A 15396-nucleotide genomic window follows, 5' to 3' on the forward strand; every position below is an offset into this window, starting at 1 on the left:
CCGCGGATACCGGGTATTCTCTTTCGCTGATCCAGCCCTTGGGGAGCCCCTATCTGATCATAAGAGAGGGTGTTAATATGCGAATTCAGAGAATTACAGGCAAATTGCTCATTACTGTTCTGGTGCTGATGTCCGCTCTGATGCCGGCCGGTTGGATTCATTCCGCCGGACCGCCGTCAGATGCGATTGTGATGGAAAACAACGAATCCACGGCAGAGCTCCCGCCGCCTGCGCCTAATGCTGATTCGATGCATAATAGTACAGTCACAGAGGATACCTATCTGCCGTCCGGGCTGCTCTGGCAGGTGGGCGAGCAGGATAACAGCTCCTCTGAATTCACGGTATTTCAAGATGTGTACAGTGAGAATATTCCCCTCCCCGTAAGCTCCGAGAGCTGGAATACCATCTCCCGCGGACTGAAGCTGGACCGCAACGGGACGATGAGTCTTACCTTCAATCTCACAGAAGTTCCGCTCTATGGCGTGGAGTTCAGCTTCAGGGTACTGGATGCAAGCACCGCCATTCCACAGCTGGCAGTGTTCACCAACGGCAGCTTCAGCGGGCTGATCCAGATTACCGGGCTGAATGACGGCGAGACCCCCCTTTCGCGCACCTGGAAAGAAACCTACAGACTCTACATTCCCCGGGAAATGCTGCAGGCCGGAGGGAATGAGCTTAAGCTGGTTCTGGACCGCGGGTTATATGCCGATCCGCAGTCTCCCGGTTATGACGGAGACAGATACCTGTGGTTCGAGTGGGATTATCTCAGGCTGGATGCACTGGCTGAGCAGGCCGCAGAGCCTATTCATGGACGGTATGTGCATCTGGGAAGCACCATTGCCGCGTCGACCTTCAGATATGACGAGCATGCGATCCGGCATCTGGCGCCGATGACCAAGTGGCTGGGCATCGCCTACAGCGGCAACTGGATGCGCACCTCCTTCTGGTCGGATACCAGCGCAGGCTGGGACCCGCAGGGACGGACCTATCTGGAGACGCTGCGCGACCTCAATCTGGAACCGATGGTCAATATTATCGGCGGCAACTGGAAGAGTAACAGTGAGCTGGCCGCCGGCACCATCAGCCCGGCGCTGCGGAGCTATTACAGCGGATTTGTCAGCAAATTCGGCGATCTGTACCAGTATGCCGAGACAGGCAATGAGCCGGGATTGTTCGGCTGGGCACAGAAGGCGGTGTTGGCGCTTCACGGGCTGATGGATGAGGAGAGGCAGAGTAACAGCCAGCCGTATCTGAAGATTGTCGCCCCCGGCTGGGCGTACTGGCCGTATAACGGGACACCTGACGGCTGGGAACGGGATGCCGCCCAGCGGGCCGCGATTGAAGCACTGTCGGATGTGACCAACGGCCACAGCTACGGAGGCACCGGGGTTCAGCCGTTGCCGGGCGGAAGCCTGTATGAGAATCTGCGGGTCTATGGCGATTCTGAGGAAGGCTTCGGCAAGGAAATGGCGATGAGTGAGACCGGCAGCAATGACAACCATTCCGACAATACGAAATACGGGACGTTTGCTTACAGGTTCGCTTCTGCTTTTGACCGGGAGCTGCGCGGGAATATCGGTTATGTGGACCATATTATGCAGCATGCGGCTTTCTTCAACGACGGGACTGAATTTGGCCTGTTCGATTCCGCGATCAACTGGAATTCACACCGCTATGAGGACACGGCAGCAGTGCCCGCCAATATCAACGAATCGGGGGAGACCCGGCTGAAGACATTCCGCAGACTGGCCGCCGCCTATGCTACCCATGGAAGTCCGCTCCGCTACGAGGTTCTCAATGCATCTGCATTAACCGGGCAAAAAGCGTATGTCCGCGCAGTCGATACCTCGGCGCTGGGGACTTCGGCTATAGGCGCTTCGTCCAATAAAATTCTGCTGAATTTCGTCAACTTTGAGACATCGCCGGTAACCATGGAGGTCCGGGTTGCGATGCCTTCCAGCGGAACGTATACCGGTGAACGGTTCGGTCCAGGCGGTACCTATGCTGCCGCCTATTCCCGGGTTCAGCTTACAGCATCGCCGTATATTACACTTACAGTGTCACTCGGTGCCGGGGAGACCGTCCAGTATATTCTGGATGAGCAGGAGAATACCGCACCCTCTGCTCCAGCCAGTCTGTCGGCAGCGGCAGTAAGCCATGAGCAAATCAAGCTGACCTGGAATGCTTCAACGGATAATGATGCGGTTGTAAGCTACAATGTGTACCGTGACGGCGGAACCGTTCCGGTAATCAATGTTCCCGGACGCCTGACCTTCTGGAGTGACTACACGGTGGCTCCGCAGACCACTTATAGCTACACGGTTCAGGCTGTGGATGACTCCGGCAATGAATCGCCCCTCAGCGCAGCCGTGTCTGCAACTACAGCGGTCATGCCGGTTACGCCTCATGCCGCGGGAGATCCGTCCAAATTCGAGGCTGAAGCCACCGCTTTTGCACTTCCGCTAAGGACCGGCAACAACAGCAGCGCCTCGGGCGGCAAGGTCGTCGAGCAGACGCATAGCGGGGGCCTGGCGATCCAAGGCTTCGATTCTGCGAACGGCGGAAGCTACACCTTAACTATTGTATACGCTTCCAATGAGGATTCTAAGAAAAATATCCTCGTGAACGGAGTGAAGCAGTCCACGGTTACACTGCCCTCCACAGGAAGCTGGACGGCCAATATTACTGCAAGGCAGTATGGGATTACACTCCAGCCGGGCTACAACACGATCAGCTTCACTTCAGCCGGGAAAGGTGCCAATCTTGATTACTTCAAGCTGGAGGAGGGTCTGTATGTTCCGCTCTCCCACTGGTATCCGGTCGCCCATGATCACGCTTATATAGACTATACCGGGTTCGAGACCGCACCGAACGGCGTGTCCCATGTGACGTATGGGCCGGATGCTTCGGCCGGGTTCAGCTTCAACGGCATCGGCGTCCGCTGGCGTTCGGATATCAAGAGCGATATGGGCAGTGCGGATGTCTATGTGGACGGTGAATACAAGGAGACCGTAGTGATTCCGCAGGCCGGTCTGGAGGGCGACCACAAAATTGTCTATGAGCTGACGGGTCTTGCGTACGGGCTGCACCGGATTGAAATTGCAGGCAATGGCGGGAAAGTTATGGTCAGCGGGCTGGAGTTCGAGAGCTATGAATCCGTGCTGCCGGCGCCGGGGCCGGATCTGACGGTGACCGGTATCGGCTGGAATATCGTGAACAGCAATGGCAGCCCGTCCACGCACAGCACACCGCAGCTTGGGGATTCCCTGATCTTCTGGGCCAAAGTGAAGAACATCGGCGTCCGTCCTACGCCGCTGAATGCTTCGACCGGCCTGGGCCAGATCACCGGCGGAGCCTTCTCGGTGAACGGCGGGGTAGTATCCTGGACGGATACGAATACCAGTGTGATTCAGCCGGGCGAAGAGATCACCTTAACGGCCAACAGCAGCGCCCAAGGCACGCCCCGCTGGACAGTGCCGACCATCGGGGACTTTACAGTCAGCTTTTTTGTGAATGATATCTGGCGTTATGCGGAGATGAACAAGGAGAATAACAAGCTCAGTGAGACCCTCCATATTGCTCTGCCCTGACGGAGGGAGGAACGGGGGATTATAGAAATTTGAACTTATATTATAGCTGGCTGTATTCAGGGCAGCCCGGATTATCGTTACACTGGAGACAAGAAACTGCCGGGAGGAGTCGGGACTATGCAGAGGCCGTTAAGCAACGAAGAGCAGGACTGGGTAGAGCGCACGCTGGAAGGATTGAGCTTGCGTGAGCTGATCGGGCAGACGATGCAGGACCATGCAGGAAGACTGCCGTTCAAGGGAGATGATGAGGCAGCGCTGCGCAGGTATCTGGAGCAATATCCGGTCGGCAGCTTCTTCATCGGCGGAGAAGTCATCCAGAAGGCTGCGGGTAAGGCCGGGGATTACCGGAGCTGGGCCGGAATGCTGCAGAGCATCAGCAGGCTGCCGCTGCTGTTCTCCGGTGATCTGGAATTCGGGGCCGGCTCCGCAGTCAGGAGCCTGACCGCTTTTCCGCCCCTGCTTGCCCTGGCTGCTGCCGACGATGAAGATATGGCCTACGAATACGGTAAATATACCGCGATGGAAGGCCGGGCGGCCGGATTCACCTGGGCGCTGGCACCGGGAACCGATCTGCTGCTGAACTGGATGAATCCCGTCATTACGACCCGTTGTCTCGGGGATGATGCCAGGCGGGCGGCGCGCCTGTCTGCGGCACTCATGCGGGGGATGCAGGACTATGGTATGGCTGCTTGCGCCAAGCATTTTCCCGGCGACGGGGTAGATTACAGGGATCAGCATATCATTACTACGATTAATAGCCTGTCTGAGGAGGAGTGGTTCTCCACTTACGGGGAGGTATCCCGGACCATCATAGATCAGGGCGTTATGTCTTATATGACCGGCCACATTGCGCTTCCCTGGATCGAGGGCGGGGCTGGCAGCACGAAGCCTGTCCCTGCAACCGTGTCGGAGCGCATCACGACAGAACTGCTGCGTGAACGAATGGGCTTCGACGGGGTGGTGCTGTCGGATGCGCTGGATATGGGCGGTTTCCTGGCCTGGGGGGACTATGAGATGCGCATCATAGACTGCTTCAATTGCGGCACGGATGTGCTGCTCTGGCCGGGCGTTAGATATTTCGCGGTGATGGAGCAAGCGGTGGCGGACGGGCGGGTAAGCCGGGAGCGGCTGAGCGCCAGTGTCCGGCGGATTCTGGAGATGAAGGCGCGGCTTGGAGTGCATTCTGCCGGCGCTGCGGGGGAAGACAGGGCAGCGCTGCCGCTGCTGGATGACAAGCTGCGGCCGGAGCTGGACCGGCAGGTCAGGCAATTCAGCCGGGCGCTGGCCGGGCGCTGCCTTACACTGGTCCGCAACCGGACCGGCCAGCTGCCCCTGAATCCGCAGACAGTCCGCCGGGTGCTGGTGATCATGCTGAATAAGGTGACGGAAGGGCGCAGATATGCACGGATGAATCTTTTTGTTGAACAGCTTAAGGCTAGAGGGCTGCAAGTGGATATTCTGGATGAATTCGAGCCGCTGACTACACTGAGGCAATGGGAGCTGTCCGGGGTACACTGGGATGCTGCCTTTGCGCCTTATTTCCTGCCGCTGCACGGGATGATGAATACGGCCCGTCCGGTGGGCGAAGCGGCCAAGGCAATCTGGGCCATGCAGCATGCCGAGACGATCCGGCCGATCGGCGTTTCCTTTGCCTCGCCGTATCTGCTTCAGGATATACCCTTCCTCGACACCCTGGTGAATGCTTATTCGCTGCATGAGGATACGGTAGAGCTTACAGTTCAGGCGCTGTTCGGGGAGATTCCGTTCCAGGGAAGCTCTCCGGTCCATGCAGATACGCAAGGGGAGGATTACGGTTCAAGGGGGATCAGAATGTCTTGAGTACGAAGCGGGCGTCAGGAGAACGGCGGGAATTAGAGGAGAAGCTGGACCTTATCTTTGAATATATGCGGTCCGAACAGCACAAGGGCAATTGGGCGATGGATATGGAGCACTGGGACTGGGTGCCGGGCGTGGGTGCGATCTCTTTATTGGAATACGGCACAGCCGCCGGTGCGGAGAAGGTGACCGGTTACCTGCTGCTCTGGGTGAAGCGGAATCAGGTGAAGGCGGAGGGGGCTCTGGTCATCAACTCCCTGGCTCCCTATGCGCTGTTCCCTGAGCTGTACCGGCTGACCGGGGACCCCTGGTTCCTCAGCAAGGCTCGGGACGTTGCCGGATGGATACTGAGGTCTGCGCCGCGAACCCGGGAAGGGGCGCTGGAGCATACCGTGACCGAGGCGGCGGAATTCCCGGAACAGGTGTGGGCGGATACGGTGTATATGGCCGTGCTGTTCCTGGCCCGGCTTGCCGGGCTGAGCGGAGACCGGAGACTGGCGGAGGCCGCCTTGCACGAGACGCTCCTGCATCTGCGGCTGCTGCAGGACCCGGAGACGGGGCTGCTGTTCCATGGCTGGAACAGCCGGGCGGGCGACCATATGTCGGCCGCCCGCTGGGCCCGGGCCAATGCCTGGGTTGTCCTCTCTGTCCCGGAGATTGTGGCCTTAACCGGGCGGATAGCTGCCGTCCCGGAGGAGCTGTACAGCCGTTACCGTAAGCTTGCCTCAGCCCTGCGGCTGGTTCAGGGAGCGGGCGGCTTGTGGCATACCGTGCTGGACCGGCCGGATTATTACCTGGAGACCTCGGCCAGCGCCGGTATCGCCTGCGGCTTCTTCAAGGCGGTGAGGGTCGGTCTGCTGGAGGATTCTTTTCTGGGGAGCGCCGTGAAAGCACTGGAAGGAATTCTTCCGCTCATTCGTGCAGACGGGGAGGTAGAGGGGGTGTCAGGAGGCACTCCGGTTATGCCCTCGGTCGAAGCCTATAACGCTGTTCAACGATATCCGGCGCTGTATGGCCAGGGGCTGGTGATGCAGCTGCTGACAGAGGCAATGACTCAACAGCAGCTGGACAGCATAGACAGTATCTAGAGCATCTAGATAAGAAGTGCTAAAGAACTAAACAAAAAGCAAAAGAAGCGGAGGGGAAATTTGGAACTGTAGGAGCGGTAGCGACCGCCTTTGTCACCGGATTTCACCCGCTAACAGTGGTTCAAATTAAGAAATCTGGGGACAACAGCGGCCGGAAGTCCAAATGTTCACCGCAGTGACGACAAAGCTTCAAGTTCAAGACTTAGGTGTGTTTTATATACACTATCCAAAGCATCCGAGGGTGGACGGTACCTTTGAAGGTTGAAGGAGAGGCAGGAGGATCAAGTGAAGGAAACCGCAGAGCCTGTGAACGAAGAGATTGATCAGCTGCCGCTGCTGATTCGCACGATGGCCGGGCAGGAAGCCCGTTATGATCCGGACCTCCGCATGCTGCGCTCCCCGTTCAGCAGTCCGGGGTATCATACGACGCTGAAGCAGGCGGAATTTATCCATTCCACCAGAGATTCGCTCACCTATGCGCTCGGGCTGCTCGACACGGAGCTGACCGGTTATGAACAGCGCGCATTCGATATCATCCGGCAGGTGATCTCCCTGCAGGATACCGACCGGAGCCATGATACCTTCGGAATCTGGTCCTGGTTCTATGAGGAGCCGCTGGATCAGATGGCGCCTCCGGACTGGAACTGGGCCGACTTCTGCGGCAGCCGGCTGGTGCAGGCCATCGCACGCCACGGCTGCCGCTTCCCGGACGATCTGCTGGAAGCGGTGACCCGTTCCATTGAGTACGCCTGCGAAGCCATTATCCGGCGGAATGTCGGCCCTGATTATACCAATATTGCGATCATTGGAGCTTTTGTCACGAGAATTGCCGGGGAGGTGCTGGGGCGTGAGGAGTATGCCGAATATGGGCTGGAGCGGCTTAGGAAGCTGCATGTTCATACCCTGAAGCATGGGGCCTTTCAGGAATATAACAGCCCGGTCTACACCTATATTGCCCTTCTGGAGCTGTCGAAGCTTCGCTCCGGGACTACGGACGCCGGGGTGAAGGCATTGACCGGGGAGCTGCTTGACCTGACCTGGAAGACTGTCGCAGGTTATTATCACCCTGCCACGGCCCAGTGGTCCGGGCCGCATTCCCGCAGCTACGGGGCGCTGCTGGATGAGCAGAGCCAGGCTTGTCTGCAGCTGGCGACGGGAGGAGCAGTGATGTTCTTCCCCTGGGAGGAGCTGCCTTACCAGGAAGAATGGTATAAGAGCGGCCTGCACTGTCCGACCGCCTACCTGAATGGCTTCACGATCCCTGAGACGAAGGAAGTCAGACAACGGCTGGAAGGGGAGGAGCCAGGGGGCGGCGGCAAATGGGCGGTCACTTATATGACTCCGCAGTGGAGCATGGGTTCCTTCACCCATAGCGACCTGTGGAACCAAAGACGGCCGCTGCTGGTCTATGCGGACAATCACGGCCAGCCCGCCTATATCCGTCTCCGCTGCCTGCATGACGGCTATGACTACTGCTCTGTACGTTTTCAGGCGCTGCAGGAAGCGGGATATATGCTGTTTGGCATCGACTTCCTTACGGACGGCGGCGATACCCATCCCAATCTGGACCGGATCTCCGGCGTCATTGAGGCTGCGGACCTGCGGCTGCGGCTGGAGATTGGCGGCTGTCTGGATGGAGTCACCGCCGTAACGACGGATGACGGGGCGAGCATCATCATTGGAGGGACTGAGTTTGATCTGAGAACCTGGTTTATCGCATTCATCGGACCGGAAGAAGCAGCGCACAGCCGCTCGTGGGAAGTACACAGGACGGGCGGCCGGATAAATATCGACAGGATGCTCTATTCCGGTCCGCGCAGAAGCATTGATTTCACCTCTCTGGAGCAGGCGGCGCTTGTGTCCTCCCTGGAGGTACAGGGAGACGGCGCGAAGGGTACGGCCCCCGTTCTGGAGATGGCAGACGGGGGCAGGCTGCGGGTGAGCGGCGGACAGAACGGACAGAACGGACAGAACGGGAAGAACAGGCAGAATGGAGAAGACGGAGAGAATAGCGAGAACAGAGAGAAGGGAGTGAATGGAGAGACTAGAGGGAGGGGAGTGAATGGAGAAACGGTAGAGAAAGTAGGGACAGCAGAGATAGCAGAGACATCAGCTAAAGGAGAGTTTGTGCTTAACCTGCGTCCCGGACCGGCAGGCTAAGCATGACAAGTGCGCAGCCTACGGTCTTTCAAGCGTTACATGGGCGGAGGTATTCCCGCCTGCACTACCTGAATAGACAACACAAAGAGCGGGTCCCAGTGTTCTTACTGGGACCCGCTCTTTTACATACTATATATAAGACGCACTGAAGAAAATAACAAAAAGCAAAAGAAGCGGAGGGGAAGATTTTATTGAGAAATCTCTACAAACTCATCTCTGAACCGCTCCACATCAGCGGCCCGGCATTCCAGCTTCAGGCGAGTGCCCTGTTCTTCATAGCTGACGGACTGCACATCGGCATGTTCATTGAAGTAGGAGACAATATGGCCCCGGTCGAACGGGACCAGAATCTCACATTGGATATAGTCGGTGAAGATGCGGCTGCGGATCAGCGTGACCAGCTCGGCAATTCCGCGGTTTTTCTTAGCCGAGAGGGTTACCGAATCCTCCCCTACCTGCGGATAAGGCTCATCCCTTAGATCGGCTTTGTTATAGGCATATAAGGTGGGGATTCCGTCAGCGCCCAGTGCCTTCAGGGTCTCCTCTGTTACAGCCATATGCTGCTCATGCTGCGGATCGGAAATATCTACGACATGAATCAGCAGATCAGCTTCGGTTACCTCCTCCAGTGTCGAGCGGAAGGCCTTAACCAGATGATGGGGCAGCTGGCTTACGAAGCCTACGGTATCGGTTAACAGGAAGGTTTTGTGATCGGGCAGCGCAATGCTGCGCACCGAGGTCTCAAGCGTCGCGAACAGCATATCCTTGGCGAGCACCCCTTTGCCTGAGCCGGGATGATAGGTCTCCACCAGTGTGTTCATTAAGCTGGACTTCCCGGTATTGGTATAGCCGACCAGACAGACGACGGGCACCTCATTCTTATGCCGCTGCTTGCGCTGGATCTGGCGCCGGGAGACCTGGGTCTGGAGCTCTTGCTGCAGCACAGAGATCCGTTCCTCGATCCGTCTGCGGTCCAGCTCCAGCTTGGTTTCCCCGGCCCCTCTATTCTTCAGACCGGCTCCGCCCCCTTGTCGTCCAAGAGACTCACGCAGCCCCGTCAGGCGGGGAAGCATATACTGAAGCTGGGCGACCTCTACCTGGAGCTGGGCTTCCTTGGTCTTGGCCCGCTGCGCGAAGATATTCAGAATCAGAATGGTCCGGTCAATCACCTGGCGGTCCAGCGCGGACTCCAGATTGCGGATCTGGGACGGTGACAGCTCATCGTTGAAAATGACGATAGGCGCTTCGTATTGCTCCATGAGCAGCGCCAGCTCCTGGATTTTGCCGGTCCCGAGATAATGAGAAGGGTTCACCCGGCTGGACTTCTGGCTCAGCTCAGCCACTACCTCAATCTCGCAGGCGGCTGCGAGGTTACGAAGCTCCTCCATCGAATAAGCGAAGTTCGTGTCATGCTGTAGCTGTACACCGACGATGACTGCTTTTTGTAGTACGGATTCCATATATAGATCAACCTCCAAAGTGTAATTTGAGCATAAAAAAGCACAGGCAGTCTGCCTGTGCTAACAGTAAATTGAGGAACAACAGAATAAGGTCCAAGTATAGCCCGCTATACGGGAGCAGCTATACAGCCCGGCATATCCATAGACACCATGAAGTACAGAACCGCAGCCGGAGGGTGGAAATTCCGGCGGCCAAGAGGCATACCTGCATATCCTGCCGGTACCCCGGTTCCTTGATGCCGGTACAAATTATCCTGAATAGGAGGAGAAACCCTCATATAAGGACAGTGTAACGGTTTTGGTTACCGGCTGCACGGCAGCGGATTAGCAGGTATTATCTATGGAATGCAATGCTTATGGGTTGCTATTTATGGACAGACCTATCCTGAGTCCTCTGCACAAGGCAGAGCTTTCGCGCTATGAGAATGTAATTAGCCGCGTAAAGTACGAATCCGGATATAGTCTATCACACGCAACCCTCCGTTCTAAAAAAGTTAAGTTGATTTTAGCACACCGGTCCTGATCTGGCAACAACCTCCAGTTCTGAATGGGCCAGGGGCTTCTGATCTCATCCTATCCTACCCATTCCCGGCGCAGCGTGAACAGATCCTTCAGGGCATCTGTAGACAGCTCGGTGATCCAGCCTTCGGAGCCGGAGATTACATCGTCGCTGAGCTGCTGCTTGCTCTCCAGCATCTCGTCAATCTTCTCCTCCAGCGTACCGAGCGAGATGAACTTGTGCACCTGCACATCCCGGGTCTGGCCCATGCGGTAGGCCCGGTCGGTGGCCTGGTTCTCCACGGCCGGATTCCACCAGCGGTCGAAGTGGAACACATGATTGGCAGCCGTCAGGTTGAGTCCGACCCCGCCTGCTTTGAGCGAGAGAATGAATACATTCGGCTGATCGGACGGCTGATATCCGGCGGCATTGGCCGCGGCTTCGCCTGCGGGCGGCGCGGGCGCCTGGAACCGCTCAATCATGCGGTCGCGTGTGCTCTTCGGGGTGCTGCCGTTCAGGTACAGCACCGGCTCCTGCAGCTCCTGCTGGAGTACGGCCTGGAGCATCTTGCCCATGCCGACATACTGGGTGAAGATCAGGCAGCGCTCATTCTCTTCGCGCAGCTCACGGACCATCGCCAGCAGCCGTTCCAGCTTGGCGGAGCGTTCGATCAAGGCGCTGGTATCCAGAACATGGCCCGCCTCCGGCTCAGGCAGCGCCTCCTTGGTCAGCAGCATCGGGTGGTCGCAGAGCTGCTTCAGGCTGGTCAAGGCGGCGAGAATGGCCCCCTTGCGTTCAATGCCCTCCAGCTTCTGCATCCGTTCGAGCAGGCTGTTCACATTCTGGTCGTAGAGAGCGGCTTGCTCGGCGGTCAGGTTAATATAGGTTTTCATCTCATTCTTATCCGGCAGGTCGAGCTGAATCGCCGGGTCCTTCTTCTTGCGGCGCAGCATGAACGGCTTGACCAGCCGCTGCAAATCTGCGGTCCGCTCGGCATTCCGCTCTTTCTCAATAGCATTTGCGAACCGGTCCTGGAACCCCTTGGGACTGCCCAGGTATCCCGGCGTGATGAAATCGTAGATCGACCACAGCTCAGACAGCCTGTTCTCAATCGGGGTCCCGGTCAGGGCAATCCGGTGCAGGGCCGGGAAGCTGCGTACCGCAGCGGACTGCTTCGTTCCGGCATTCTTGATATTCTGCGCTTCATCCAGGCATACGGTAGCCCAGGTGAACTGCTTCAGCAGTTCCTGGTCCAGCGCTGCGGTCGCGTAGGAGGTGAGGACTACATCCGCCTGCGAAGCGGCGCCGTAGAAATATCCGGCATCCAGCCGTCTGCTTCCGTAGTGAAGCATCACGTTCAGGGAAGGCGCGAAGCGCTGCAGCTCCTTCTGCCAGTTGCCGAGCACCGAGGTCGGGCAGATGATCAGCGAAGGCCATCCGGCCGGCTCGGTCTGCCGCCGGGCTACGGGTGCGCCGGAAGCAGCCGCTTCCGCCTCCTGCTCCTTCAAGTGGAGCAGGTAAGCAATCAGCTGCACCGTCTTACCGAGCCCCATATCATCGGCCAGGCAAGCGCCAAGGCCGAAGCGGCGCAGGAACACCAGCCAGGCGAAGCCTTCATGCTGGTAGCTGCGAAGCTCGGCATGCAGACCGGCCGGAATCTCCGGCTTCGGCCACTGGCTGCGCTGCCCGAGCTGGCCGATCAGCGTCACCAGATGCTCGTTCAGCTCGACCTCCAGCCGGACGCGTTCAGCTTCTTCCTCCGCACGCAGCGCGTCCGCTTCCTCCGAATCGCCGTCTGCCCCGCTGTTCAGCAGGTGCAGCTGCAGCACATCCTGGAAGGATAAGCCGCGTGATTTGTCCATCCCGGCCATGGCCCGCTGAATCTGCGCCAGCAGCGCAGGGTCCAGCGGAATCCATCTGCCGCGGAACTGGACGAGGCGTTCCCCGCGCGCCACGAGGTCGGCGAACTCCGCCTCCGACAGGTCGGCGTCGCCGATGGAGATGCGCCAGTCGAAATCGACGAGTGCATCAAGACCGAACAGCGACTGCCCGCGGCTGCCCTCGGCGGTGCCGGAGCTGATCTTCGCGCGCAGGCGCGGCTTCCTGCGGCTGGCGGCTTCCCACCACGCCGGCAGCAGCACCTGCCAGCCGGCCTCCAGCAGGAGCCGGCTGTCGGCCGTGAGGAACCGCCACGCGACCGCGTCGCTCAGCGGCTCTGCCAGCACATCGGCCCCGCGCCCGATGTGCTCCGGCAGGCTGTCACGCAGCCGTGACAGCCACCCGCCCGCCCGCTCGTGGACATGCTCTGTCCACGCATCGGGCCAATCGCCGTGCGGCTCGCCGTCCCCGGTGAGCCGCAGCGGCACAAGCGCGGACTCGTCGCGCTTGTCCTGCAAGAGAAGCTGGAGCCGCCAGTGCGGCAGCTCATCGTCAGGCTCGAGCAGCTGCACCACCGGCCGGAACGGCGCGGTGTCTGCCTTCCAGCCGATGGACATCAGCCAGCTGTCTTCGTCCATCCCGGCCGCTGCGGCCGGGTTCCCGCTGAACAGCAGCGGGAATTCACTGCGCAGGTCACCGGCCTGCGCCTCGGCGCTGTAATACCGCTGGAAGACCGCCGCAGAGAAGGCGGCCTGCAGCCCTTCGGTGAACCCGCTGCGCTCCTGGAGACTGTGCAGCGCCGCTGCATCGTCCCAGTTCGCTTCGGCGGCTTCCGCCAGCGCCTGCTCCCCCCAGGTCCAGCGGAGCTGGCCTTCACGGAAGGCCGGGAGGCTGGGGGCATACTGTTTAGACTCCAGTACGCCCGCCAGCAGCGGGGCCAGCCGGGTTAACAGCTTCGCATCGCCCTGCCAGCTCCAGCCGACATGCCGGAGCAGCCGGAGGCCGGCGAAGAATGGAAGGACCTGCTCCGCAGGAAGCACGATCAGCTCCACTTCATCGGCCTTCGAGAGACTAAGCTCCGTGCCGTAGAAGGATTCTTCATGCCAGGCGAACAGCAGCTGCTTGAGCTGGACACCGGGAACATAATCATCCCGGTCATCCACGCCATAGATCAGCGCGTCCCCATACTGGCTCAAAGCGAGCTGGACCGTAATATTGCGCATCATTGTATTCATGGAATCAGTTTTCCTTTCCGCAGCTCCTCCTGAAGGGCGCGCAGCCGGCTGTGCCTGTCCAGAAAACCGTCCAGGAACTCGTTCCAGCGCGCTTCGCGTTTTGTTTTTTTATACAGCTTGGCAAGACGCTTCAACAGCTTCACGGCCGCTTTGTAGCCATGCCGGTTCTTCTCCAGCACGAATCGTTCCACCGCCTGATGATAGAACGGCAGAAGCAGCTCCGGCGCATTCTTCTCTACCGGCTGCAGATCGCTTACCCGGAAGTCGGCCGGCCGGTGTCCGGAGGATAGCTGTATATCCATCCATTCCTGCCATTTGCCGTAGGCCAGGAGCTGTTCCTCATAGATCTCGCGCGACAGCGGCAGCATACCGGACAGCGTCTCCCACATCCGGGGCTCCGCTTCGGGCAGATAATGGATGGCATCGTCCCAGTATTCGGCATAATCCTGCAGATTGTACAGCCTGCTGCTTAGCAGCGGTCCGGTCATAGCCAGCCAGTCTGTAAGCCGCTCCCACTGCCGGGCTCCAGCCAGTGGAGAGAGGAAGTCCATCACCTCTTGCGGGTGCAGCCCGGGATGCTCGGCTGCAGTGCGCAGCTTCTCCATAGCGGCGGCATCCTCATGCAGGAACACATGCATCCGGCTCTCGGCCAGCAGCAGGGCATGGCGGGAGGCAGAGGTGCTTAACGCTTCCCCTGCCTGCTTCAGCTCCACAAGCTCCTTGGCATACAGCTCCGGTCCGCTTAGATTTGGTGTAATCCAATGGTTCCACAGCAGGGAATAACAGTTAGCGAGATAAGGCTGTTCCCTTGAACGGTCACGGACCTCAGCCAGCATCTCGCCCCGCAGATAGGCAATCGTATCGTAGACTCTGGGCCATTCTTCGGGGGCTTCGGCCAGCGGCAGACTTTGCTTCATCATCTGGAGGATTTGCTTTTGCAGATCGGATACGGCAATGGAGGTGTAGTAGCCGACCGAATAGCTGAGGGTGGAGAGGCCTGCTGCCAGCGGCTGTCCTCCCGGCTTAATCAGGCTCTCCAGTACACAGAGATGGGCATGAAGCTTGAACAGCTTGCCGGCAGCGGGAGACAGCTTGGGCGCAGCCCCGGTGATGGCGGCCAGCCCCCGGTCGGCATATTGCGGGTTACGCACTGTATGGATCAACGGCTCCAGAATAAGTGCCATGTACTCACGCCACTGCTGCACGGTAGCCCCGGGAATCAGCGCGGCCAGCTTCTTCAGTTGTTCGCCGCGCCGTCCCGGAACGGCGGGAGCCTTGGCAGGGATCTTAGGCCGGTCTACAAGCGCCTTGGCATTGGCAATGGAATGCACAGGCCGCTCCTGATCCTCCGCATACTGCATCAGCACAGCGGCCATATGCTTACACATCCCGGATACGGGACAACCGCAGCGGCTCTCCGGCAGATGGTCCAGCTTAACCGCTGTGACATAATCTTCCCGGCCCTCTACAATGCACATGATTTCCCGGTCTGTCATCATCTTGAAGGCGTGCAGGCGTTTTTGTTTATAATATTGAAATCCCCGTTTCAGGGTCAGATCATCGAAAGATTGGGCTACCTCCGAGATGAGCTTGTCCCACCCGGCATCGTCCATGTAAGTTGGCTGCATCGCTATCGTTCTCCTGTAGCAG

General features: G+C 58.7%; 7 protein-coding genes. 4 read left to right on the plus strand and 3 right to left on the minus strand.

The window, feature by feature from the left end; all coding sequences use genetic code 11:
* Positions 1–77 precede the first annotated feature (77 nt).
* From KDC22_RS01515 to KDC22_RS01530, 4 genes are all read left to right on the plus strand, one after another.
* Positions 78–3590, plus strand: coding sequence for a carbohydrate-binding domain-containing protein (locus tag KDC22_RS01515; RefSeq protein ID WP_211721844.1), 3513 nt, complete (start codon positions 78–80; stop codon positions 3588–3590).
* A 117-nt stretch (positions 3591–3707) separates the two neighbouring features.
* Positions 3708–5429 carry a glycoside hydrolase family 3 protein gene (locus tag KDC22_RS01520; protein ID WP_211721845.1) on the plus strand — a complete coding sequence of 574 codons (1722 nt, stop codon included), beginning with the start codon at positions 3708–3710 and terminating at the stop codon, positions 5427–5429.
* Positions 5426–6514 (plus strand): glycoside hydrolase family 88 protein, encoded by a 1089-nt coding sequence (locus KDC22_RS01525; RefSeq protein WP_246553231.1) that lies wholly within the window; start codon positions 5426–5428, stop codon positions 6512–6514. The genes KDC22_RS01520 and KDC22_RS01525 overlap by 4 nt, the downstream gene beginning before the upstream one ends.
* 285 nt (positions 6515–6799) lie before the next feature.
* Complete coding sequence (locus tag KDC22_RS01530) at positions 6800–8674, plus strand: hypothetical protein (protein WP_211721846.1); 1875 nt, start codon at positions 6800–6802, stop codon at positions 8672–8674.
* A 188-nt stretch (positions 8675–8862) separates the two neighbouring features.
* Here KDC22_RS01530 and hflX read toward each other — a convergent pair whose 3' ends face one another.
* The 3 genes from hflX to KDC22_RS01545 all read right to left on the minus strand — a co-directional run bounded on the left by hflX (position 8863) and on the right by KDC22_RS01545 (position 15374).
* Positions 8863–10134 (minus strand): GTPase HflX, encoded by a 1272-nt coding sequence (gene hflX / locus KDC22_RS01535; protein ID WP_211721847.1) that lies wholly within the window; start codon positions 10132–10134, stop codon positions 8863–8865.
* 573 nt (positions 10135–10707) lie between these two features.
* Positions 10708–13746: a DEAD/DEAH box helicase gene (locus tag KDC22_RS01540; protein ID WP_211721848.1), complete on the minus strand. Its 3039-nt coding sequence runs from the start codon at positions 13744–13746 to the stop codon at positions 10708–10710.
* Positions 13743–15374, minus strand: coding sequence for an SWIM zinc finger family protein (locus tag KDC22_RS01545; protein ID WP_211721849.1), 1632 nt, complete (start codon positions 15372–15374; stop codon positions 13743–13745). Before KDC22_RS01545 ends, KDC22_RS01540 begins: the two co-directional genes overlap by 4 nt.
* Between the last annotated feature and the right edge of the window lie 22 nt (positions 15375–15396).

The organism is Paenibacillus tritici, from assembly GCF_018207515.1.
GTDB lineage: Bacteria > Bacillota > Bacilli > Paenibacillales > Paenibacillaceae > Paenibacillus_AQ > Paenibacillus_AQ tritici.